The 20,670-nt window shown below is 69.0% G+C and carries 21 protein-coding genes and 1 riboswitch; of the genes, 7 read left to right on the top strand and 14 right to left on the bottom strand.

The annotated features are described in order from the left end of the window. Positions 1-193 precede the first annotated feature (193 nt). Entirely contained in the window at positions 194-997 is an 804-nt protein-coding gene (locus tag OHA18_RS16495; RefSeq protein WP_329004979.1) for a hypothetical protein, read from the top strand. 94 nt (positions 998-1,091) lie between these two features. Here the strand turns inward: OHA18_RS16495 and OHA18_RS16490 are convergent, their stop codons facing one another. Next, positions 1,092-2,018 carry an AraC family transcriptional regulator gene (locus tag OHA18_RS16490; protein WP_329004978.1) on the bottom strand — a complete coding sequence of 309 codons (927 nt, stop codon included), beginning with the start codon at positions 2,016-2,018 and terminating at the stop codon, positions 1,092-1,094. Positions 2,019-2,144: 126 nt separating this feature from the next. On the opposite strand from OHA18_RS16490, the gene OHA18_RS16485 reads away from it, so the two are divergent. Then, the gene (locus tag OHA18_RS16485; RefSeq protein ID WP_130445805.1) at positions 2,145-2,474 is read left to right on the top strand and encodes a PadR family transcriptional regulator; all 330 of its coding nucleotides are present in this window, start codon (positions 2,145-2,147) and stop codon (positions 2,472-2,474) included. Beyond that, on the top strand, positions 2,471-3,724 hold the full coding sequence (locus OHA18_RS16480) for an HAAS signaling domain-containing protein (protein ID WP_329004977.1): 1,254 nt from the start codon (positions 2,471-2,473) through the stop codon (positions 3,722-3,724). The genes OHA18_RS16485 and OHA18_RS16480 overlap by 4 nt, the downstream gene beginning before the upstream one ends. Before the next feature lies 1 nt (position 3,725). Here OHA18_RS16480 and OHA18_RS16475 read toward each other — a convergent pair whose 3' ends face one another. Continuing rightward, the gene (locus OHA18_RS16475) at positions 3,726-4,745 is read right to left on the bottom strand and encodes a bifunctional NAD(P)H-dependent oxidoreductase/GNAT family N-acetyltransferase (RefSeq protein ID WP_329004976.1); all 1,020 of its coding nucleotides are present in this window, start codon (positions 4,743-4,745) and stop codon (positions 3,726-3,728) included. A gap of 50 nt (positions 4,746-4,795) precedes the next feature. Here OHA18_RS16475 and OHA18_RS16470 point away from each other — a divergent pair, with 50 nt between their 5' ends. Next, a complete protein-coding gene (locus OHA18_RS16470; protein WP_329004975.1) occupies positions 4,796-5,245 on the top strand; it encodes a MarR family winged helix-turn-helix transcriptional regulator in 450 nt (149 codons plus the stop codon). Here OHA18_RS16470 and OHA18_RS16465 read toward each other — a convergent pair. From OHA18_RS16465 to OHA18_RS16445, 5 genes are read right to left on the bottom strand one after another with little or no spacing between them, the layout of a single operon-like run. Continuing rightward, positions 5,234-5,953: a GNAT family N-acetyltransferase gene (locus tag OHA18_RS16465; RefSeq protein ID WP_329004974.1), complete on the bottom strand. Its 720-nt coding sequence runs from the start codon at positions 5,951-5,953 to the stop codon at positions 5,234-5,236. The two genes, OHA18_RS16470 and OHA18_RS16465, sit on opposite strands and share 12 nt — an antisense overlap. A 35-nt stretch (positions 5,954-5,988) precedes the next feature. Next, positions 5,989-6,972 carry an adenylate/guanylate cyclase domain-containing protein gene (locus OHA18_RS16460; RefSeq protein ID WP_329004973.1) on the bottom strand — a complete coding sequence of 328 codons (984 nt, stop codon included), beginning with the start codon at positions 6,970-6,972 and terminating at the stop codon, positions 5,989-5,991. Continuing rightward, on the bottom strand, positions 6,962-7,360 hold the full coding sequence (locus tag OHA18_RS16455; protein ID WP_329004972.1) for a cyclic nucleotide-binding domain-containing protein: 399 nt from the start codon (positions 7,358-7,360) through the stop codon (positions 6,962-6,964). The genes OHA18_RS16460 and OHA18_RS16455 overlap by 11 nt, the downstream gene beginning before the upstream one ends. Before the next feature lie 57 nt (positions 7,361-7,417). Further along, the gene (locus OHA18_RS16450) at positions 7,418-8,176 is read right to left on the bottom strand and encodes a class I SAM-dependent methyltransferase (protein WP_329004971.1); all 759 of its coding nucleotides are present in this window, start codon (positions 8,174-8,176) and stop codon (positions 7,418-7,420) included. Next, positions 8,173-9,375 (bottom strand): 3,4-dihydroxy-2-butanone-4-phosphate synthase, encoded by a 1,203-nt coding sequence (locus OHA18_RS16445; RefSeq protein ID WP_329004970.1) that lies wholly within the window; start codon positions 9,373-9,375, stop codon positions 8,173-8,175. Before OHA18_RS16445 ends, OHA18_RS16450 begins: the two co-directional genes overlap by 4 nt. Positions 9,376-9,641: 266 nt before the next feature. Here OHA18_RS16445 and OHA18_RS16440 point away from each other — a divergent pair, with 266 nt between their 5' ends. Further along, positions 9,642-11,171, top strand: a complete 1,530-nt coding sequence (locus tag OHA18_RS16440) for a DUF4185 domain-containing protein (RefSeq protein WP_329004969.1) — start codon at positions 9,642-9,644, stop codon at positions 11,169-11,171. Between the two features lies 1 nt (position 11,172). Here the strand turns inward: OHA18_RS16440 and OHA18_RS16435 are convergent, their stop codons facing one another. Together OHA18_RS16435 and OHA18_RS16430 are read right to left on the bottom strand one after the other, a co-directional pair. Next, positions 11,173-12,516 carry a threonine/serine ThrE exporter family protein gene (locus tag OHA18_RS16435; RefSeq protein ID WP_329004968.1) on the bottom strand — a complete coding sequence of 448 codons (1,344 nt, stop codon included), beginning with the start codon at positions 12,514-12,516 and terminating at the stop codon, positions 11,173-11,175. Next, positions 12,506-13,483 (bottom strand): sugar-binding transcriptional regulator, encoded by a 978-nt coding sequence (locus OHA18_RS16430; protein ID WP_329004967.1) that lies wholly within the window; start codon positions 13,481-13,483, stop codon positions 12,506-12,508. Before OHA18_RS16430 ends, OHA18_RS16435 begins: the two co-directional genes overlap by 11 nt. A gap of 121 nt (positions 13,484-13,604) precedes the next feature. Beyond that, a riboswitch (FMN riboswitch) is annotated at positions 13,605-13,738 on the top strand. Positions 13,739-13,847: 109 nt separating this feature from the next. On the opposite strand from OHA18_RS16430, the gene ribB reads away from it, so the two are divergent. Beyond that, positions 13,848-14,462: a 3,4-dihydroxy-2-butanone-4-phosphate synthase gene (ribB, locus tag OHA18_RS16425; RefSeq protein WP_329004966.1), complete on the top strand. Its 615-nt coding sequence runs from the start codon at positions 13,848-13,850 to the stop codon at positions 14,460-14,462. Here ribB and OHA18_RS16420 read toward each other — a convergent pair. The 4 genes from OHA18_RS16420 to OHA18_RS16405 are packed head-to-tail and all read right to left on the bottom strand — an operon-like array spanning position 14,446 to position 18,171. Continuing rightward, positions 14,446-15,414, bottom strand: coding sequence for a transketolase family protein (locus OHA18_RS16420; protein ID WP_329004965.1), 969 nt, complete (start codon positions 15,412-15,414; stop codon positions 14,446-14,448). The two genes, ribB and OHA18_RS16420, sit on opposite strands and share 17 nt — an antisense overlap. Further along, complete coding sequence (locus tag OHA18_RS16415; protein ID WP_329004964.1) at positions 15,411-16,289, bottom strand: transketolase; 879 nt, start codon at positions 16,287-16,289, stop codon at positions 15,411-15,413. The genes OHA18_RS16420 and OHA18_RS16415 overlap by 4 nt, the downstream gene beginning before the upstream one ends. Next, positions 16,286-17,281 carry a sugar phosphate isomerase/epimerase family protein gene (locus OHA18_RS16410; RefSeq protein ID WP_329004963.1) on the bottom strand — a complete coding sequence of 332 codons (996 nt, stop codon included), beginning with the start codon at positions 17,279-17,281 and terminating at the stop codon, positions 16,286-16,288. Before OHA18_RS16410 ends, OHA18_RS16415 begins: the two co-directional genes overlap by 4 nt. Continuing rightward, on the bottom strand, positions 17,278-18,171 hold the full coding sequence (locus tag OHA18_RS16405; RefSeq protein ID WP_329004962.1) for a nucleoside hydrolase: 894 nt from the start codon (positions 18,169-18,171) through the stop codon (positions 17,278-17,280). Before OHA18_RS16405 ends, OHA18_RS16410 begins: the two co-directional genes overlap by 4 nt. Positions 18,172-18,282: 111 nt before the next feature. Between OHA18_RS16405 and OHA18_RS16400 the strand changes: the two genes are divergently transcribed. After that, a complete protein-coding gene (locus tag OHA18_RS16400) occupies positions 18,283-19,701 on the top strand; it encodes an FGGY family carbohydrate kinase (RefSeq protein WP_329004960.1) in 1,419 nt (472 codons plus the stop codon). On the opposite strand, the gene OHA18_RS16395 is transcribed toward OHA18_RS16400, so the two are convergent. Further along, entirely contained in the window at positions 19,688-20,506 is an 819-nt protein-coding gene (locus OHA18_RS16395; RefSeq protein ID WP_329004959.1) for a hypothetical protein, read from the bottom strand. The genes OHA18_RS16400 and OHA18_RS16395 overlap by 14 nt on opposite strands. Positions 20,507-20,670 lie beyond the last annotated feature (164 nt).

Genomic DNA, 20,670 nt, shown 5'->3' with positions numbered 1-20,670 from the left:
AGTCGTGAAAATCGGCTCTGAAAATCTGCCTCGATCCACGACTCGCGGTGTGGGGTAGCAGCCAATCGCCACGACTCGGCGGGCCTGTGGATAACGGAAGTCACGCGGTTGGGGGAATCTGGACAATGGTTGGGTGTTGTTCACGGCAGCGGAGGCTCGAGACGCGGGAATGTCTCGGGGTGTGCTGCGCGGAGTGCAGTACCGGCGTGTGTTGGGGTCGGTGTACGTCGGCGCGCACGTCGCGGTGACGTCCCGGGTGCAGGCCGAGGCCGCGTTGTTGCTGACACCCGGCGCAGTCGTGAGCCACCAGACCGCATTGAGTCTGTGGACCGCCAACGAGCGCGCCGGTGACGTCGTACATGTGACCGTCGAGCGCGATCCGCGGGTGAGTCTTCCGCGGGTGAGCGGCCTGCGCGTTCACGAAGTACAGCACCTCGAGCGGGTACTGCGAGATGGATTGCTGATGACTCCGCCCGGGCGAACGTTCCTCGACCTGGCGCCGTACTGCGATCTCGTCGACCTGGTCTCAGCGGGAGACTCCCTTGTACGGCGGACCGATCTCAGGCCGGAGCACCTGGTCGAGTTGGCGGCCGCGACGATCGGCGTTCGGGGCATCCGCCTCGCTCGCGAAGCGGCTGCGCTTGTCCGGCTGGGCGTCGACTCGCCGATGGAGTCCCGGCTGCGGCTCATCATCGTTCTCAACGGTCTGCCCGAGCCGCGGATCGGTCACGTCGTCACTGATTCCGCGGGCGGCTGGCTGGCGCAGCCGGACCTGAGCTATCCGGAGGTCAAGTTCGGGATCGAGTACGACGGTCAGCACCATCTCCGCGACGCCCGTCAATGGCGGCAGGACATCCGCCGGCGGGAGAACCTTGAACGCGCAGGCTGGCTGGTGCGCGTGATCACGGCGTACGACCTCCTGCAGACCCCCGGCACTGTCGTCGCCCGCATCTCCGAGGACCTCCGCACCCGTCGCCACCCGCGCCTCGCCGCCTGATCGCTCCGCCGAGTCGTGGCGTTCGGCTCCTGACCCCCATGCCGAGTCGTGAAAATCGGCTGACGATTTTCGCCAAATTTCACGACTCGGGGGATTAGTTGCCTTCAGCTACGAAGTGCATGGGGTCGCCGAAGCCTAGGTCCTGGATGCCGGCGGTGTAGAAGGCGCCGATCAGCAGGGAGCGGCGGTGGGCGGCGAAGGTCAGGACGTGGGCGACCATGCCGCCGTAGGTGAAGACCCGGGGTGGTTCGCAGGTGGTGTCGACGAAGCTTTCGTCGAAGCGGCCGTCCTCGTTCAGCTGGTTGACCAGGGCAACGAAGCGGGAGCCGGCGTCGGCGTGCCGGGTGCGGAGTTCGGAGATCGGGGTGGTGACGTCCCGACCGCATTCGGGGACCTGGAACGGGCGGTCCGCCACCGAGGCCAGCCACATCTCCTCCTGCCAGACCAGGCGGTCCAGCAGGTACCGGATCGAGATGTCGTCGTCGATTCCCTCGACGGACAGTTCGATCGGGCGGTCCAGTGCCGCGGCGTCCAGGCGGGCGCCGCGTTCGATCATCTCGCCGGTCAACCAGACGTGATGTTCGACCATTCTGACCAGTACGTCCATCCCTCTCACCTTTCTACGTGCCGGCAGGCGTAGCCCGGCCGGCGGCTGGAAGTGCACCCCGCTCGGCGCCGCCAGGAAGAACACCCGCGACGCTTCCCGCCGCCACTCGCGTGGCGACATCCCGTACGACCTGGCGAACGCCCGGGTGAACGCCTCGTGCGACCCGTACCCGGCCTCGACCGCAACCTCGAGTACGGCCACCGGCTCGGCCAGCAACCGGTACGCCGCCCGCTCCAGCAGCACCCGCCGCCGGAACGCGAACGGCGACTCGCCGGCCACCGCCCCGATCACGCGGTCGAAGTGGAACCGGGACAGATGAACGCGCCCCGCGAGCCCGGCCCCGTGCACCGACTCGCAGGGCCCGGCCATCCCGGCCGCAACCACCGCCACGAATTCCTCGAACACATCCGCCATGTCCACCACTGTGCCCCACCGGCCCGCCGCCGACTTGATCGAAATTGCGGAACCTCACGCTGGTTACCGCAGTACTCCGCAGTGTGTAGTACTGTTCTCGGCGGAACACCTGCTCGAGGAGGTCGGATGGACACGAGCCAGCTACTCAAGGGCGTACTGGATCTCGCGGTGCTCGCCGTGCTGCGGGACGCCGACGGCTACGGGTACGACGTACTGCGCCGGCTGCGCGCGGCGGGCCTGGAGGACGTCGCGGACGCGTCGGTGTACGGGACGCTCCGCCGGCTGTTCGCCGCCGGTGCGCTGACGTCGTACGTGCAGCCGAGCGAGGAAGGCCCGCACCGGAAGTACTACGGGCTGAACAAGACCGGCCGCGACCTGCTCGCCCAGTCGACCAAGACCTGGAACCACTTCGCCGACACGATGTCGGTGCTGCTGCTGGAGAAGGAGGCCGCGTGAACAGCACCCTGACCGGAGCGGTCGCGCTCTACCTGGCCCAGGTGCGGGCCGAGCTCAACGACCTGCCGCCCGGCGAGCTGGAGGACGTGCTTCAGGACGTCAGCGGTCACCTCACCGAGGTGGCGGCCGAGTTCGGCGCCGAGCCGACGTTCGCGGACCTGCAGCAACGCCTGGGTACGCCGGCGCAGTACGCGAATGAGCTGCGGACCGCGGCGGGCTACCCGGCGCGGACTGCCCCTGTCAGTCAGGACGGTCTGGACGCCGGCTGGAAGGCCTTGCGCTGGGGACTGATCTCGGCCATCGCCGGCCCGTTCTTCATTGCCGTCGGCATCTTCGCCTGGGCGCGGGACGAGACTGCGTTCTTCGGGCTGCTCGGGCTCGGGATCCTGTTCGTCGCGGCGTTCCTCGGCGTCCAGGCGTTGCGCGGTCACGATCCGCGGATCGTGCTCGACACGCCACGTGGCGCCCGCGGCGCGGCTGCGATCCGCGGGTGGATCGACCAGATCCCGCCGAACGTCCGGCACGAGCTGGTGACGATCGGCCAGCCGGTCTGGTGGGTGGTCCGCGGTGTCATCGGCGCGGGCGGGTTCTTCGCGCTGTTCGGGGCCGCGTCGGTGACTGTGGTCGGCGCGATCGCGGGTGCGGCGGTGTCGATCTGGATCGGGCGGAAGACGCAGCAGGACCGGCGCTGGCTGTGGTACGTCGTACCGCTCAACGTCGTCGCGGCGATCGCGGTGCCGTCGTTCCTGGCGGCGGCGTACGTCGGGGCGTCGTTCGGATTCCTCAACGACTACAACGATTATCGCGGCAGCTCCTCGCACTACGACCCGCCCTCGGACGGGCTGAGGCTGAACGGGACCTCGATCACGAACATCTACCCGTTCGATGCCCAGGGCAAGCAGGTCCCGGTCCGGCTGTACGACCAGGACGGGAACCCGATCAGCCTGGACCAGCAGGACTGTGCGACGAACTACGGCACGCAATCGCGCGACACGACCGGCAACCTGTTCCCGCAGGCCGTCGTCGTACCGGACGAGAACGGCAACGTCGGCCCGGACAACTGCAAGGACACCACCAAGGCGCCGTTCGTCCCGCCGCCGGCCCCGGCCACCCACACCACCCCGCCGCCGAGCGCAACCCCGACCCCGGCGCCGACCCCGGCCAAAACGCCGACGGTGAAGCCGAGCAAGCCGGCGGCGTCGTCGACCGGCAAGCCCGGCGCGCCCCTGACCGTCGAGCCTTCCCGCTAAGTCACAGCTTCTTGGTCAACCGCACCGCACCGGCCGGGGAGCCCTCCTCCGCCAGCATGTACCCGGCCCTCTCATAGCGGCGGATGTTCCGCTCGCTGCGCTCACCGGTGAAGAGCGTGGCGAGCGGAATGTCGTCGGGCGCCTGCGCCTCGGCGTACCCGAGCAGCCGCTGCCCGAGGCCCGCCCCACGCCGGTCCGGCGCGACCATCAGCCGCCCGATCTCCCAGCTGTCCTCGGTCCGCCGCGCGCGCACCGACCCGACGAGCCGGCCACTCAAACGGATCACCCAGGTCGACCACGCACGCAGCCCGGCGAGCACGTCATCAGCCGTCTCGGTCAGCGCCGGCAGATCCAGACGCTCGTTCGCGATCGCCTCGTCGACCCAGCTGGCCCGCTGCAGCACGACGAGGTCCGGTACGTCGTCGACCGTCGCCGGCACGATGTCCGGCTCGACGCGGTACAGCGGCCGCAGTACGTCGGCAACGCGAGCGAGCTGCCGTAGCGCGGACCGGGCGCGATCGTCGAGCTCGTCCGACTCGACGACAGCGCCGTCGTGGACCGCGTCCGCGATCCGTAGGAAGATGTCGTTCCCGGTCGACAGCATCCGCAGCGAGGCGACGACGCTGCGCGCCATCTGGACGCCGCGTGTGCCGGCCGAGGTATTGCCGTAGCCCACGAAGAGGGCCGGCTTCCAGGCCCACTCGACGGCCAGGTAGTCGAGCGCGTTCTTCAGCGTCGCGGGCATCGAGAAGTTGTACTCGCTCGTCACGAAAACGAACGCGTCGGCGGCCGCGACCCGGCGGCTCCAGGCTTTCGTGTGGTCGTGCAGGTAATGGCCGGTCGAAGGGTGCTCCGGCTCGTCGAGGAACGGCAGGTCGATCTCGGCGAGGTCGGCGACATCGAGCTCCAGACCGAGCGCGGCAGCCTCCGCCGCGCCGGCCCGGACGAACCAGTCACCGACAGCCGGACCGAGCCGGCCAGGTCGGGTGCTGGCGATGACGACGAGGATTTTCTTTGACATGTCAATGAGGGTATCTCGCATCTTTGACATGTCAAAGGTACGCTCGTGGCATGAGCAAGACGCGCTGGCTGACAACCGACGAGGAGCGTGCGTGGCGTGCGGTGCGGCGGCTGCTGACCGTCGTACCGTCCCGGCTGGCCCGCGATCTGAACCAGCTCGGCCTGTCCAGCGCCGACTACGAGGTGCTCAGCACGCTCTCGGAGAAGCCGGGGCGGCGGTGGGGGCTGAGGGACTTCGCGGAGAAGATGCAGTGGTCACGAAGCCGGCTGTCACACCACGCGACACGGATGGAGGCACGCGGCCTGATCGAGCGCGCGGCGGACCCCGACGACGCGCGCGGGTCGATCTACCACTTGACGGACAGCGGTTTCGACGTCCTCGCGGAGGCGGCGCCGAAACACCTGGACTCGGTCCGGCGGCGATTCGTCGATCACCTGACACCGGACGAGCTCGCGGTGCTGGAGCGAGTGTCGACGCGGATCGCCGACCTACCTGAGTGAGGCGGCCGCGACCGAACGGTATGCGTAGCCGAGTCGTCGGTAGACGGCGATCGCGGCCGCGTTGTTTCCGTCCACCATCAACGCGACCCGTCCGTGGCGCTTGATCAGCTCAGCCGTCACGAACCCGCACACCTGCCGCGACAACCTCTTGCCTCGCGCAACAGGATGCGTCGCCACGCCGGCCAGGTACCCGACCTCGGGCGCGCTCCACGCATCCGCCGCAATACTCAGCAGCTCACCACGATCCCCGCTCACCGCAGCCCATCGCCGTACGCCGGGATGGCCTGGCCACGCGTACGACGATGGCGATGCCTCGGTGAGCAATGCCTCCACGCCGGCGTCGCCGTCCAGCCAGGCAGCCGTCGTGGTGATGTCCTGCACCTCCGCCGCATCCATCCACCCGAACGACGCCGAGAACGTCAGCCCCGGCACGCGCTCCGCCAACCCGCGCACCAGGTCCTCATCCCCGAACGGCCGGTACGACGGGCCGACCTCACGCAGCACGTCACGCACCAGCAGCGCAGCGTCATCCGCCGGCCCGATCACCGCAAGCCGATCATGCTTGGACACATCAGGCGACGCGACCGCCACCGCGTCTCCCGCGCTCCACACCCGCACCCCATGGACAAACCCCTGGGCCGCCCACATCACGACCGGATCGTCCCCGCTCGCCTGCTTCAGCTCGGCAGGCGTCTTGATCTCACGCACAGACCAAACCGTAGGTGATGCCTCTGATCCGGCAGCTACGCACCGTCCGCACGCTGGACGGCGTACGGGACCAGGTGGCGGTAGCCGCGGACCGAGACTCGGCGGAGGCGGTGGACGGTGTAGGCGGGGTGGCCGTCGAGGGCGGCGGCGAGTTCGCGGTCGGCGAGGACCCGGCCGGGTTTGCATTCGGTGGTGAGGCGGGCGGCGAGGTTGACGACCTCGCCGTACACGTCGCCGAGGCGGATCAGGATCGTGCCGTACGCGAGCCCGATGCGCAGCTCGGGCAGTTCCTCGTCCGCGTTCACCGCGTCCTGCAGCGCCAGCGCGACCGCGGCGCCCTGCGCGGGAGTGTCGGCGACGAACAGGACCTCGTCGCCCATCGACTTGATCACTCGCCCGCCGTTCAGCGCGACCACGTCGGCGGCCATGCCCTCGAACCGCTCGATCAGTTCCCCGAGCTCGGCCTCGTTCAGCCGGCGGGTCAACCTGGTGTAGCTGACGATGTCCGCGAACCCGACCGCCCGCACCCCCCGCGCCAGCTCGTCGGACCCGGCCACCGACCGCCCGGCCGCCGCGGCCAGGTGCCGGCGCCAGACGTACGTCTGCAACCGCTCCATCGCGGGCAGCAGCAGCGCCGCGACCTCGATCGCCTCGTCCGCGGACAGCTTGGAGCTGCCGAGGAAGTCCAGGAACATCGCCGACTGCCACGACGCCAGCCGGGACTGCGTCTGCCCGAGCTTCCGCGCCAGCGACGACTCCATCTCCGGCTCGATGAACTGGTCGTCCTCGAGCGCCGCGACCAGCCGCAACGCCTCCACGTCGTCGTCGGTGAACGCCACCTCGTCGTCGGGCACGGTCGCAAACCCGAGCGCGTGCCACATCCGCTCGGCCCGCTGGATCGAGATCCCGGCCCGCTCCGACACCTGCACCCGGGTGAACTTTCGCTCCCCGCCCAGCAGCGTCCGCTCGAACTCCCGGGTCAACCCGGCCAGATCCGGCGCCCCAGGGTCAGTGGCCACCGCGGCGCTCGGCGATGGTGGCGTCGATGGCGTCGCGGAACGCGGGCAGGCGACGGGTCAGGTCGTCGAACTTCTCCCGGGTGAAGTGCAGCAGCTGCAGCCGCGACTTCGCCGTGACGGTTGCCGTCCGCAACGTGTTCTTCCGGACCGCGACCTCGCCGGCAATGTCGCCCGGGCCGAGCTCGGCGATCTCCTGGCCCTTCTCCCGGACCGCAGCCGTGCCGCTGAGGATCAGGTACGCCGCGTCCGGCGGCGTCTGCTCCAGGATCAGCGACCAGCCGGCCGGCACCGAGACCTCCTCGCCGGCCCGGAAGATGTCCCTGATGTCCCGTCCGGACAGCTCTGCGAACAGCGGGAGATCCCGCGGGGACGTCCTACCCAGTGCCACGTCGATCCTCCTCGTCGGCCCCCTGTTCGGCAGGTACCCGCCGGGTCACCCCGGCGATCAGCCGATGTTTCCAGTCGGTAACTCTAACGGCTCGCCCGCGTCATGGTCACCCGAAGGCCCCGAACACGCCGACACCAGCAGGATCGGTGGCCGTCGTCGATGGATCGCGAGGTGCGGCTGAGCGGCCACCTGCTCCGGCGTCGGGAGCGGTTCGTCGACCAGCTCCAGCCGGAACCCGTGCCGCCGCAGCGTCGCGACCATCGACCCGATCGTCCGGTGGTACTTCACCACCCTGTCCACGAACCACGTCCGCTCCCGCCGCCCCTCGTCGGCGTAGTCGTCCACCACACAGTCCCCAGCCACCATCGGCGCCGTCATCACCGGGTGCTCGATCGTGAACACGAACGCCCCACCCAGCGTCAGCCAGCCCGCGACCCGCGCGACCAGTCCCTCGAAGTCCTCGACGTAATGGAGCGCCATGCTGCTCACGACCAGCTCCGCCGACCCGGCCGGCAGGTTGAAGTCAGCCAGATCAGCCCGCACGTAGCGCACCCGAGGGTGCCGTTCCGCCGCGGCGAGCATCCGCTCCGACGCGTCCACAGCCACGACCTCAGCACCACCCGCCGCCAGCCGAACAGCAAGCCCACCTTCCCCACAGCCCAGGTCCACCACCCGAAGCCCGTCCATCAGCAGCCCGGCCAACGCGGCGTTCATCGCGGGGATCTCCAGGGCGTCGTTGATGCCCTGGCCGGTACGGCGGAGTTCGCGGTAACTGTTCAGGAAAGAAGGATCGTCGTACAGCTCGGCGCCGTTCACAGCCAGCGCGCGAGGTCGTGGATGTCGGTCATCGGCAGTTCCCACCGCACCGCGAACTGCTCGAGGTCGGCCGCCCCAGCCATGACCCCGTCCGGCCGCATCACCTCACAGCACACCCCGACCGGCGCCAACCCGGCCGCGACGCACAGCGCGACGGTCGCCTCGGTGTGCCCGCGCCGCTCGGCCAGGAGTCCAGGTCGCGCAGCCAGTGGGAACACATGCCCAGGCCGCAAGAAGTCACCCGGTACGGCGTCCGCTGCGGCCAGCCGGCGAATCGTCGCCGCTCGATCGGCCGCGGACACCCCGGTCCCATCGGACGACGCGAGATCGACCGGTACATGCATCGCCGTACCCTGCCGGTCACCGCCGCCCGGGATCGGCCCGATCTCCAACCGCTGCAGTACGTCGGCCGCACACGGGATCGTCGTATGTCCGCACGCCTGTGTCAGCAGGAATTTCATCGCCTCCGGCCGGAACCGCTCCCCCGCGAAGACCACATCGCCTTCACCCTCAGCGGTCGGATCCCACACGACGACTCCACCACCGGCAGCGATCTGCGCAACCACCTTCTGTACGCCGGTCTCACCGCTCAACTGCCCCGCCCACGGCAGCTGTGCCACCGCCCGCAGCAATTCGGGCCCGTGCCCCTCGCGCGCCATCCGGACCAGCAGATCGCTCTCGAGGTTGACCCGATCGCCGACGACCAGCGCACCGAGTTTCGTCTTCGTCAGCGTGGTCGGCACGAGCACGACGGAGAACCGGTCCTTCAGCACCTCCGCGACCGTGATGCTGACTCCATCGATGGCAACCGACGTCTTCGCCACCAACCGGGACAGCAGTCGCTCCGGCGGCTTGATCCACACCCGGCGACCGGCCGGCTCGACGTCGACGCGCAGCACCTTGCCGACGCCTTCCACGTGCCCCTGGATGAGGTGCCCGTCGATCCGGTCGCCGATGGCAACGGGCAGCTCGACGTGCAGCGGCGTACCGTCGGAGATCCGGTCGAACGTCGTACGGCGGCGGGTCTCGTCCGTGACCACGACCCGGATCTCCCCGGGTGGACCCGCCTCGGCGGTGAACCTGATCCCGTCGAGACAGACCGCGCCGCCCGGCGCGACCACGACATCCGAGGTGACCCGCAGCAGATCGCCGGCGATCTCGGCGACGGTGCCTACGTACTCGATTCGTCCTGTGAACATGCTTCGCTCTCCGCCATTGGTTCACGGCCAGGGACATTCAAGTCCGAGCTGAAGCGGGGTATCACCGCGTGGCCCCGGTCGCACCGGGTCACTCCGCCTTCCGGCGGAGCCGACGGGCCTGGATCACGTCCAACCGTCACACCGTGGAATCGCACCAGTCGGCAGTAAAGCACACGCCCACCGTTGACCGTCGTGACGAGCGCCACTACCGTGATCGGAAATCGATTTCACAGGCACGGCTCGGCCCCGCCCCCGAGGAGACACGGATGCGAAAACGATGGTTGCTCACCCTCCCGCTGCTGCTGCTCGGAGCCGTCGTGGTCCCGGCCGACCAGGTGCCGCCGGCGCGCGCGAGCGCCGTACCGTCGCCGGTCGACCAGGTCGCGAAGCTCACCGGCCCGGGATCGATCGACGACACCGAGGCGCGGTTCGGGCTGAAGGCGACCGACCTCGGCATCCTCTGGGACAACGGGTCCGGCGAGATCCTGACCGCGTTCGGCGACAGCTACGGCAGCGGCTGGACCGGGCCGGGCGGCGGCGCCGGGGACCAGGCGACGATCGACTGGCGGTGCAACCTGCTCCTCCGCAGCAAGGATCGCAACCTGGCCGACGGGATGACGCTCGACTCCGCGGCCGAGGATCGGCCCGGTCATGCGAAAGAGTTCCTGCCCTGTAAGAAGATCGACCGCGACGAGCACACGGTCATCCCAACCGCAGGGATCTCGGTCGGGAAGCGGCAGTACGTGCAGTACATGTCGGTCAACTACTGGGGTCCGGCCGGCAGTTGGTTCACGAACTACTCCGGGTTCGCCTACTCCGACGACAACGGCGAGACCTGGACGAAGGGCGCAGGTGCCCGCTGGCAGAACACCAAGGCGTGGGACGACAACTTCCAGATGGTTGCCCTGGCCAAGGACAAGGGCTACGTCTACATGATCGGTACCCCGAACGGCCGCTTCGGCAGCGCTCACCTGGCGAGAGTCCCGGAACAGCAGGTGCTGCAGAAGAAGGCGTGGCGGTACTGGGACGGACGGACCTGGTCGCCGCAGGAGCAGGCCGCCGTACCGATCGCGGTCGGCCCGGTCGGCGAGGTGTCGGTGCAGTGGAACGCCTACACCGGCAAGTGGTTGATGATGTACCTCGACGAGCACCGCGCGTCGATCGTCCTTCGTTCGGCCAAGGATCTCACCGGTCCGTGGAGCGGTGAACAGGTCGTTGTCAAAGGCACCGACTATCCAGGGCTCTACGGATCGTTCATGCACCCGTGGTCGCAGGGATCCGACCTGTACTTCACGATGGCGCAGTGGGATCCGTACAACGTGTTCCTGATGCACACCAAGGTGACCGACGACGGCCAGATCACCAACCTGGTCACGGATCCCGGCTTCGAGGCACAGACCACCGGTACGCCGTCCGCACCCTGGCAACTGAGCGGCACCGGTGGCATCGACCGCACGAACCTGGGCCACACCGGCGCCAACAACGCCTTCGTCCGCGACTCGATCGGCACCCACCAAGTCCAGCAGACCGTTGCTGTCCGCCCCAATCACCGCTACCGGTTGTCCGCCTGGATCCGGACGGCCGACAACAACTCCGAGACGATGCTCGGCGTCCGCACCCTCCGCGGCCGCACGATCGCCCAGCAGACCGGCGGCGCACATCCGCAGTACACAAAGGTCACCGTCGACTTCAACTCCGGCCACGAATCCCTCATCCAGCTCTACGCCGGCTTCTTCGGCCACAACCAGGACGTCTGGCTACAGGTGGACGACGTGTCCTTGGTGGAGCTCGGCTGAGCTATCCGGTACGGCGCCGGCGGCGCGGGCGCGGCGACCGGCGCCGTACCGGGCGGCGTGGGCCTACCAGGCGAGGGCCGGCGAGACGGTCTTCGAGGCGGCGGGCCTCGCGGCGGATGGGTTGGGCCAGGTACTCGCCGAGGATCAGGCCGGAGGCGAGGGCGACACCGATGGCGACCGCGGTCGTGAGGCTGACGATGCCGGTCAGGTTGCCGAGGCTCATCAGCTCGTAGAGGCCCTTGTAGATGGTGAGACCGGGCAGCAATGGGATCGAGCCGGCGACGACCACGACGAGGGGTGGGACACCAACACGACGACCGACGGAGTAGCTGCCCAGGCCGACCACGCAGGCCGCGGCAGCTGTCGACCAGGCCGGGCCGAAGGACGCACGCGTCATCAGGGTGAAGATCAGCGATCCGAGGGCACCCATCACCGAGACCGGGAGCAGCGAACGGAGCGGTGCGTACGTCGCATAGGCGAACGCGACCGCCATCACCGCACCGGAGACGACCATGATCGGGAGGTTCCCGAGCTGGATCGTCTGGGCCTCGATGCCGACGTGCATGCCGAACCTGAGCCCCAGCGCGAGACCGAGGGAGACGCCCGCGATGATCCCGCCGGTCAGCAGCATCGCCTCGAGACTGCGGGCCGCCGCGGTCACGTAGTACCCGGTGATCGCGTCCTGGACGGCACCGGTCAGAGCGATCCCGGCCAGCAGCATGATGATGCCGGCGGCAACGACCAGGGACGGTTTCACCGGCGCGTGGACGGCGTACAGGATCAAGGCGACCGCGGTCGCGACGAAGGCGCCGGCGACCTGCTGGTAGAACGCGGGCAGCCGTTGGCGGTTGAACCAGCGGTTGCTCACGTCGATCACGATCGCGGTCAGCACCGCCACCAACGTGATCAGCCAGCCACCACCGAGCAGCAGCGTCGCGCCGCCGGCCATCACACCCCAGGCGAGCACGGCGCTCCACCGCGGGTACGGCGGACCCGCCGACGTCAGGCGGGCCAGCTCGCGGGACGCGTCCTCGCGCGTCACCTCGCCGCGGGCGAACCGCCGCACCAGCTGGTCGACGTCGGTCAGCCGGGAGAAGTCCTGGGAGCGGTAGCGGACCAGCCGGATGTGCGTCTCGGGCGCGACGTCCGGCGCGGCCTGGTACGAGACCGCCATCGAGGTGAACGTGATGTCGACCTCGCACCCGCGCAGTCCGCCGGCCGCGGTGACACCGAGGATCGTCGCGGTCGCGTCCGCAGTACCGGCGCCGCTGGACAGCAGCACCTCACCGACCCGCAAGGCCAGGTCGATGGTCGCGTAGACCTCCCGCTGCTCGTCAGGCTCCATCGAGTAGACGATGCGCCATCGCGAGGTCGGTGATGAGGATGTTCACCCAGCCGCCGAGCAGGGCGGCGCGGATCGCGGAGTACTTGCGTTCGCCGCCGGCCACCCCGATCCGGCGTGGCACCGCCAGCAGCTCCTTCGCGGTCACCCCGATGACCCGCTGGTCGAACGTCGAGCGCACAAGCTTTCCCTCTTCGTCGAAGAACCGGAAACACACGTCCCCGACGGCACCGAGCCGGCGTAGCTCGTCCTGGTCTGCCTCCGCGACCGCGTTCCCACTGCGCTGCAGCAGTGGTGAGGGCTCGAGGCTGCCGATCCCGACCAGGGCGTCGGTGAGTTGTCCCCACGTGCCCAGAACGTCGCGAACCGACACGTCGTTCATCATCGCCCGCCGGACGCTCGGAGTCCCGACCAGGCCGGGAGCGGGCAGGTAGACCGGCATCCCACCGGTCAGCTCGGCGAACCGCGCGGTCAGCCGGGTGGCCTGCATCTGCACGGCCGCGTCCCCCAGGCCGCCGACGATCTGGACCACTTTGTCCACCACCGGCACGCTCTTGCGCGGCATCCGGTCGACCGCGCTGATCAGCGTCTCGCTCCAGGACGAGATCCCGACCACGTGCCCGCCGGTCAGCGTCATGTCGAGGTACGCCGCCGCGCCGGACCCGAGCGCCGGCAGTACGTCGTCCCCCACGCCGAGCGTGTCGACGACGACCGCGTCACGCAGCCCGTACCGGCCCTGCAGCTCGTCCTCGAGGTCGCTGTGCACGCCGCTGGGCATGGTCACCACGGTGTGCACGATGCCGACCTCGACGGCCTGCTTGAGCATCCGGGACACCCGCGCCTGGGACAGGTTCAGCTCGGCGGCGATCTGCGGCTGGCGGATGCCTTTCTCGTGGTACATCCGCGCAACCTTCGCGAGCAGCCGCAGCTCGTCCAGCCCCGGCCGGCGCACCGCGCGGTTCGCGTTCACCTCGACCCCCTCGCAACGTTCAGGAATTACGGACTATAGGTCAGGAGTCCCGGGCCGGCCGGATGAGATGGACATGACACTCCAGGGACGCTCGTAGCCGTTAAGCTGATGGTGAAAGACCACACGTGCTCTGGGGTCGGTGAAATTCCGAGCCGGCGGTGACAGTCCGCGACCCGTGACTTCGTGAGAAGGAGCGGTTGACCCGGTGAAACTCCGGGACCGACGGTGAAAGTCCGGATGGGAAGACGCACGTGGCAGTCTTCGCGATGCGGTACGTCGTGCGCACGCTGCGCGACCGGACCGCTCGTGGAGCTTGTCGTTGCCCCGGAGTGCTGTCGAACGCACTGCCGAGAGGACACCGACCGTGAACACCATCACCAGCCTGGACACCATCGAGCGTGCCGTCGCCGAGATCACCGCCGGACGACCGGTCGTGGTCGTCGACGACGAGGACCGCGAGAACGAGGGCGACCTGACCTTCGCCGCGAGCCTCGCCACTCCCGAGCTGATGGCGCTGCTCGTCCGCCACACCAGCGGCTACGTCTGCGCGCCCGCGGCGGCGGACCTTCTGGACCGCCTCGAGCTCCCGCTGATGGTCCCGGACAACCAGGACAGCCTGCGGACGGCGTACACCGTCTCCGTGGACGCGGCGACAGGTGTCGGCACCGGCATCTCCGCGGCCGACCGGGCGCGGACCGTCCGCGTACTGGCCGACCCGGCGGCGCAGCCCACGGACCTGATCCGGCCCGGTCACATCCTTCCGTTGCGCGCCGTCGACGGCGGAGTCCGACAGCGGCCCGGTCACACCGAGGCCACCGTCGAGCTCGTCCGGCTGGCCGGTCTGCCGCCGGTCGGCGTGATCGGCGAACTCATGAACGACGACGGCACGCTGATGACCGGCGCAGACCTGCGCGCGTTCGCCGACGCTCATGACTTCGCGATGATCTCGATCGCGGATCTCGTCACGTACCTGTCGTGACCAGGCGGCGGGCGGCGTCGGCGATGCCCTCGGGGGTCAGGCCGCACCGGTCCATCAGGTAGCCGGCCGACCCCGTGGGCGCGAACTCGGGAAACCCGAGGATCGACACCCGCGCCGGATGATGCTGTACGACGGTCTCCGCGACGGCGCCACCGAGTCCGCCACCGGACACCGCTTCCTCGGCGGTCACGATGCCGGCCGTCTCCCGCGCGGCCGCGACCACGGCGTCGGTGTCCAGCGGCTTCACGGTCGGCATCGACAGGACGCGGGCCGAGATCCCTTCCTCGGCGAGCCGCTCGGCCGCGGCCAACGCCCGCCACAGGATGGTCCCGTTGCTGATCAGGGTGACGTCGCTCCCGTCCCGGACCGTGATCGCCTTGCCGAGGTGGAACTCGTAGTCCTCCGAGTACACCTTCGGCACGCTCATCCGGCTGACGCGGATGAACACCGGTCCCACGGAGGCCGCCGCCCAGCGCAGTACGGCCGCGGTCTCGATCGGGTCGGCGGGGACGATCACGGGCAGGTTGGCGATCGCCCGCAGCCACGCGATGTCCTCGACCGAGTGGTGCGTCGGGCCCAGTTCGCCGTACGCGACTCCGGGGCTCATGCCGCAGAGCTTCACGTTGGTGTTCGAGTAGGCGACGTCGGCCTTGATCTGCTCGAGCGCGCGACCGGTGAGGAAGCAGGACGCCGCCGAGACGAACGGGATCCGGCCACCGTTGGCCAGTCCCGACGCGACGCCGACCATGTCCTGCTCGGCGATGCCGACGTTGATCAGCCGGTCCGGGAACGCCTTGCGGAAGCTGGTCAGCTTGCTGGAACCGACCGAGTCGTTGACCACACCAACGATCCGGTGGTCGGATTCGGCGAGCTCGGCCAGCGTCTCGACGTACGCGTCCCGGCAGTCGTACCGCGGCTGGTCCGCGATCGAACGGGTCTCGAGGACTGTCATGCCAGCTCCTTCAGGGCCTGCTGGTACTCACCGGCATCGGGCACGCGGTGGTGCCAGGCGACGTTGTCGCTCATGAACGAGATCGGGTGCCCCTTGTGCGTGTGGGCGATCACGAACGTCGGCCTGCCCGGCCGGAACGGTACGGCGGACAGCACGTCGAGCAGCTCGCCGTGGTCGTGACCGTTGACCTCGACCACCGCGAACCCGAACGCGGCCGCCTTCTCCGGCAACGGGTCGAGGTCGTTGGTCTCCTGGGTGGTCGCGCCCTGCTGCAGCCGGTTGCGGTCCACGATCACGGTCAGGCGGTCCAGCTGGTACTGCGAGGCCGCCATCATCGCCTCCCAGTTCGAGCCCTCCTGCAGCTCACCGTCGCCGACGAGCACGTACGTACGGCGCATCGAGACGTCGAGCTTGGCCGACAGCGCATGCCCGACCGCGATCGGCAGGCCGTGCCCGAGCGGACCGGTGTTGGCCTCGACGCCGGCCACCTTGTTCCGGTTGGGGTGCCCGTTCAGCGCGGAGAGCGGCTTGAGGAACGTGGCGAGCTCCTCGACCGGCAGGAATCCGAAAGCTGCGAGCGTGGTGTAGAGCGCGCCGGCGACGTGGCCCTTGCTCAGGATGAAGCGGTCTCGCTCGGTGTCGTCGACCGTCGCGGGCGAGATGTCGAGCACAGCGCCGTACAGCGTGGCCAGGATGTCGATCGCGGAGAAGTCACCGCCGATGTGCCCGGCGCCGGCGTGGTGGACCAGCGCGAGGTCCTGGATCCGGATCTGTTTGGCAGCCTCGGCGATGTGCGCGATCTGCTCGGCGCGGCTGCTGTGCAGCGGCAGCCGTCCGAGCACCGGCATCGTCGCGTGCTCGACCGTGAGCGTCATGCGATCTCCGACATCGAACTCAGCAGGACCTTCTGGACGAGCTTCTGCGCGGCCAGGGCGTCGTGCGATGCCTGCGCGGCCGCCAGAGCGTCGTCGTCGAGTACGTCGAGCGCGTGGTGGATCGCCTTGAGGAAGGTGATCGCCTGCTTCGCGGCCTGGACGCTGTCCTCGCGGAACGGGAACTGGTCCAGCTGCCAGACGCCCTCCCAGTTGTTCTTCCGCAGCGTGTGGAAGAACTCGAACGTCTCGACCAGGTGCACCGACCCGACGACCATGTCGTCGTCCCAGCCGCGCAGGTTGTCGTTGACATCGATCGCGAACAGCCGGCCGTAGTCGATCGCCAGTTGCGCCGCGTCGGCCGGCGTCTCCTGGCCGTACAGCGAGTGGCCGAAGTCGAGCAGGATGCCCAGGTTGGGCAGGCCGATCTTCTCGATGCCGAGCAGGGTCCGGGCGACGCTCGGGAAGATGATCTTGACCCGCGGCTCGCGCGGCTTGTACTCGATCACGAAGTTGATGTCCGGATGCGCCGACACCAGCTCCTTCAGCCCGTCCAGGGCCAGGTTCCAGATGTCGTGGTAGTTGACCTGGAACGGGTAGTCCCAGCCGTCCTGGCCCGGCCACAGCTTCACGTACGAGCAGCCCAGGTCCTTCGCCAGCTCGGTTGCCTGATGCAACAACTCCGTCGCCTGCTTGCGGACGCCCGGGTCCGGGTTGGTGAGCGAGCCCTTGACGAAGTCGCGGGTGTAGATCTCCGGAGTGATCGCGATCGCCTTCAGGTTGTTCCGCTCGAGCGCGGCCTTCACCTCGTCGAGCGTCCCGTCGTACCCGGCGAACGGCCAGTTCAGGTCGACGACGGACAGGTCGCCGACGGCGCCGGCCCGGTCGATCTGCTCGAGCAACCCGATCGGGTCGCCGTACCCGTCGGTCGCGTAGCGGTCCTTGTACGTCGCGAAATGCCAGATCCCTGCACCGAAGACGGGGAGGTCGGTCATGAGGTGCTCCTTTGACGGGCGAAGCGGCGGATCTTGGCGAACATGTCCTCCAGCAGGAAGCGGACATCGACCTGCTCGCAGACCTGGATGGGGTTGTCGGTGCCGGGCAGGTACCAGCCGTCGACACCGAAGCGCGGCGCCGGACGGGTCCGGAAGTTGCCACTCTGCGGGTAGAGCATCAGCGAGATGGCCGGCGAGTCGCCGAGCGAGCGGGACTCGATCGGCTCGCCGTGGTATGTCGCGTTCCACTCGATCAGCTGCTCGACCAGGTACTTGCCGAGCGCGCCGGCGGCGCCGATCTTCTCCTCGAGCTCCGCGTAGCTGACCGAGACCTTCGTGTAGACGTCGCTGGTGACCTGCCAGACGGTGATCCCGGAGCCGAACACGACGTTCGCGGCATGGATGTCGTTCGACAGGTTGAACTCCATCCGGTGGTCGGCCGCGTAGCCGCTGTAGCCGCGGCCGCCGATCCAGATCACGATGACGTCCCGGTGCACGAGCTCCGGGTCGAGCAGGATCGCCGAGGCCATGTCGGTGAGCGGGCCGAGGAACGAGACGAACAGCGGGTCGCCCTTCGAGGCCAGTTTCGACTCCTCGATGATCAGCCGGGCGCCGGGCGAGTCGAGCGGGGTCTGCTCGTCCGGGATGCCGGTGGTCGCGCCGTTCGCGACCGGGACCTGGCCGGTCAGCTCGGTCAGCTCCAGCAGCAGGTCGATCTCCTCGCGGGACTCCTCCATGCTCCGGTCCGACCGATGGGTGCCGAAGTGCGCGGGAATCAGGCCGCGGAGGTCGAAGGTCGGCGACAACAGCCCGTGCACGATCGCGAACTGATCGTCCGCCTCGTTCTTGGCATCGGTGTTGATGATCACCCGGCGTCTACTCGGCTTCACTCGCACTCCTCGACCTGGCGAATAGATATTCAGTAATGCATAGGCTGTCGCCCTGAGTGTCGCCACCCGGCTAGAGTCACGTCAAGACCCGAGGTGAAACTTGGAGGACCGATGGTCCAGGCCGTACTCGCGATCGACCAGGGCACGACGAACTCCAAGGCGATCCTGGTGGACGCCGCCGGAACCATGCTCGCAACCGGCTCCGCACCGGTGAAGCTGTCCACCCCCCGTCCGGGCTGGGTCGAGCAGGACGCGGACGACCTCTGGCAGAGCGTGCTGCGCGCTGTCGACTCCTGCCTCACGTCGCCGGGAACCGGCGGCACGACGGCCGAGGTCGTCGGGATCGCCCTGTCCACGCAGCGTGAATCGGTGGTCGGCTGGAGCCGGTCGGGCGAAGCGGTCGGCCCTGTCCTCGGCTGGCAGGACGTGCGCACCGCCGACTGGTGCGCCCGGTTACCCAGCTCGGTCGACGAGCTGGTACGCCGCCGTACGGGCCTCCGCGTGGACGCGATGTTCTCGGCGCCGAAGATGCGCTGGCTCCTGGACCGATCCGATGCCCTGGTCGGCACCGTCGACGCCTGGCTCGTCCATCGGCTGACTGGTTGCCGCGAGCATCTAACAGAGGCCGGCAATGCCTCGAGGACCCTGCTCTACGACACTCGCGAGCTCGACTGGTCCCCGGAGCTGCTCGAAGCGTTCGGCGTACCGCGGTCGGCCTTGCCCGAGGTACGGCCGTCCAACGCGGGCTTCGGCGTCACGGCCGGTGTGCCGGGGTTGCCGGACGGGATCCCGATCATCGCCGTACTCGCGGATTCGCATGCGGCGATGTACGGCCAGGGCTGCACGCGGGCCGGGATGGCGAAGGCGACCTACGGGACCGGATCGTCGGTGATGACGCCGGTGGACGGATTCGTCGAGAGCGGCTGCACGCTGGCCTGGCTGACAGATCGGCCGGTCTACGCACTCGAAGGCAACATCGTCTCTTCGGGCGCGGCGCTCGCCTGGACGACCGACCTGCTCGGCCTGCCCGACGTCGGCGCGTTGACGGAACTGGCCGCGACGGTCCCGTCGGCGGAGGACGTCATACTGGTCCCGGCCTTCGCGGGCCTCGGCGCACCGCACTGGGATCGGGAAGCGCGGGCAGCGCTGACGGGGATGAGCAGTTCGACCACCCGGGCCCACATCGCGCGGGCGGCCGTCGACGCAGTCGCCCATCAGATCTGCGACATCACCGACACGATCCCGGGCGACCTGAGCAGCCTCCGCGCCGACGGCGGTGCCACGGTGTCCGGCCTCGTCATGCAGACCCAGGCCGACCTTCTCGGACGGCCGGTCGAGGCGGCCGACGTACCGGAGGTCTCCGCCCTGGGTGCGGCCGAGCTCGCATGGACGACCCTGGGCGAGACGACGAGTTGGGCCGCGCGACGTTCGTACCGGACCTTCGGGCCTCGACTCGATGCCGCCGCGCGGTCCCGGCTCCGGGCGCACTGGGCCGGAGCGGTCGCGTCCGTCCGGGTCAGGCCAGCCTGATCCGGAAGATCGCCACGCGGGCGTTGTGGTCGTCGACGTTCATCGGGACCACGTTCGTGGTGACCAGGTCGAGCTGGACCGTGCCGTCGCCGGGCAACCAGTTGATCCGGTCGATGCCGTCGGCGAAGACCTTGCGCTCGGCATCCTGACCGGTCGCCTTGTCGTAGCCGGGGTTGTTGGTGTCCGCGGTCCAGATCACCAGGTGACCCTTCTCGTTGTGAGCCATCACCCGTTCGCGGTGGATCTTCTTGTGCAGGTCGTAGTCGTCGCGCAGGTTCGGGCTCTGCCGGCCGTTGTACGCGCCGTGCAGGTAGTGCGTGTTGATCAGGACGAACTTCAGCCCGGGATGCGCGCCGTGCTCGACGACGACCTCGTTGATCCAGCGCGGCGGGCTGACGTCGGGGATGACGCCGTGTACGAAGGTGGGCTTGGAGTTGATCACCTTCCACGGTGTCGGGACGGAGATCGGCACCCGGAAGGAGCCGGCGTCGGCCAGGAAGGCGTTGTCGTAGGCGTCGCCGAAGTTCTGCGCGATCATGGCCGGCTCGCCGCTGTCGCCTTCGCTGATCTCCTGCCAGCCGACGAACGGACGGTTACCGGGATCGCCGCTGCGCACGGCCTGGATCGCAGGCCCGCGGGCCGCGAGGTTCTTGCGGCCGATGTTCGCCGTGATGATCGGGAGCCGGAACCATTCGGTCGCCGCCGAGGCGGACCGGGCCCCGGCCACCGAACCGAACGTCGCGGCGCCGGCGAGGGCGCCACCACCGAGCATCAAGGCGTGCCGTCTGCTGATCCTGTTGGCCATCACTGCCTCCACAAGAGTCTGGCCGTCGGGCCAGGGGCGGGTGTCTTGTCGACGAGCTACGACGGACGGTACTGCGCGACGGTTCCATGCAGCGCGGCACGCATCGTCGATCGGCCCGTGACCGGTTGTGGTCGGAGATCGCTTTCCGTGACAGGTTGACTCGG

Source organism: Kribbella sp. NBC_00709 (assembly GCF_036226565.1).
GTDB lineage: Bacteria > Actinomycetota > Actinomycetes > Propionibacteriales > Kribbellaceae > Kribbella.
Note: the sequence above shows the minus strand (reverse complement) of the source record. Positions and strands in the feature narration are given on the sequence as shown.

What these genes read in the sequence shown, in the direction of transcription:
- OHA18_RS16440 (WP_329004969.1), top strand. Translation starts at nt 9,642, where the DNA reads ATGCGAAAACGATGGTTGCTCACCCTCCCGCTGCTGCTGCTCGGAGCC.
- OHA18_RS16435 (WP_329004968.1), bottom strand. Translation starts at nt 12,516, where the DNA reads ATGGAGCCTGACGAGCAGCGGGAGGTCTACGCGACCATCGACCTGGCC.
- OHA18_RS16470 (WP_329004975.1), top strand. Translation starts at nt 4,796, where the DNA reads ATGAGCAAGACGCGCTGGCTGACAACCGACGAGGAGCGTGCGTGGCGT.
- OHA18_RS16415 (WP_329004964.1), bottom strand. Translation starts at nt 16,289, where the DNA reads ATGACGCTCACGGTCGAGCACGCGACGATGCCGGTGCTCGGACGGCTG.
- OHA18_RS16395 (WP_329004959.1), bottom strand. Translation starts at nt 20,506, where the DNA reads ATGGCCAACAGGATCAGCAGACGGCACGCCTTGATGCTCGGTGGTGGC.
- OHA18_RS16410 (WP_329004963.1), bottom strand. Translation starts at nt 17,281, where the DNA reads ATGACCGACCTCCCCGTCTTCGGTGCAGGGATCTGGCATTTCGCGACG.
- OHA18_RS16400 (WP_329004960.1), top strand. Translation starts at nt 18,283, where the DNA reads ATGGTCCAGGCCGTACTCGCGATCGACCAGGGCACGACGAACTCCAAG.
- OHA18_RS16490 (WP_329004978.1), bottom strand. Translation starts at nt 2,018, where the DNA reads ATGGCGGATGTGTTCGAGGAATTCGTGGCGGTGGTTGCGGCCGGGATG.
- OHA18_RS16475 (WP_329004976.1), bottom strand. Translation starts at nt 4,745, where the DNA reads ATGTCAAAGAAAATCCTCGTCGTCATCGCCAGCACCCGACCTGGCCGG.
- OHA18_RS16485 (WP_130445805.1), top strand. Translation starts at nt 2,145, where the DNA reads ATGGACACGAGCCAGCTACTCAAGGGCGTACTGGATCTCGCGGTGCTC.
- OHA18_RS16420 (WP_329004965.1), bottom strand. Translation starts at nt 15,414, where the DNA reads ATGACAGTCCTCGAGACCCGTTCGATCGCGGACCAGCCGCGGTACGAC.
- OHA18_RS16445 (WP_329004970.1), bottom strand. Translation starts at nt 9,375, where the DNA reads ATGTTCACAGGACGAATCGAGTACGTAGGCACCGTCGCCGAGATCGCC.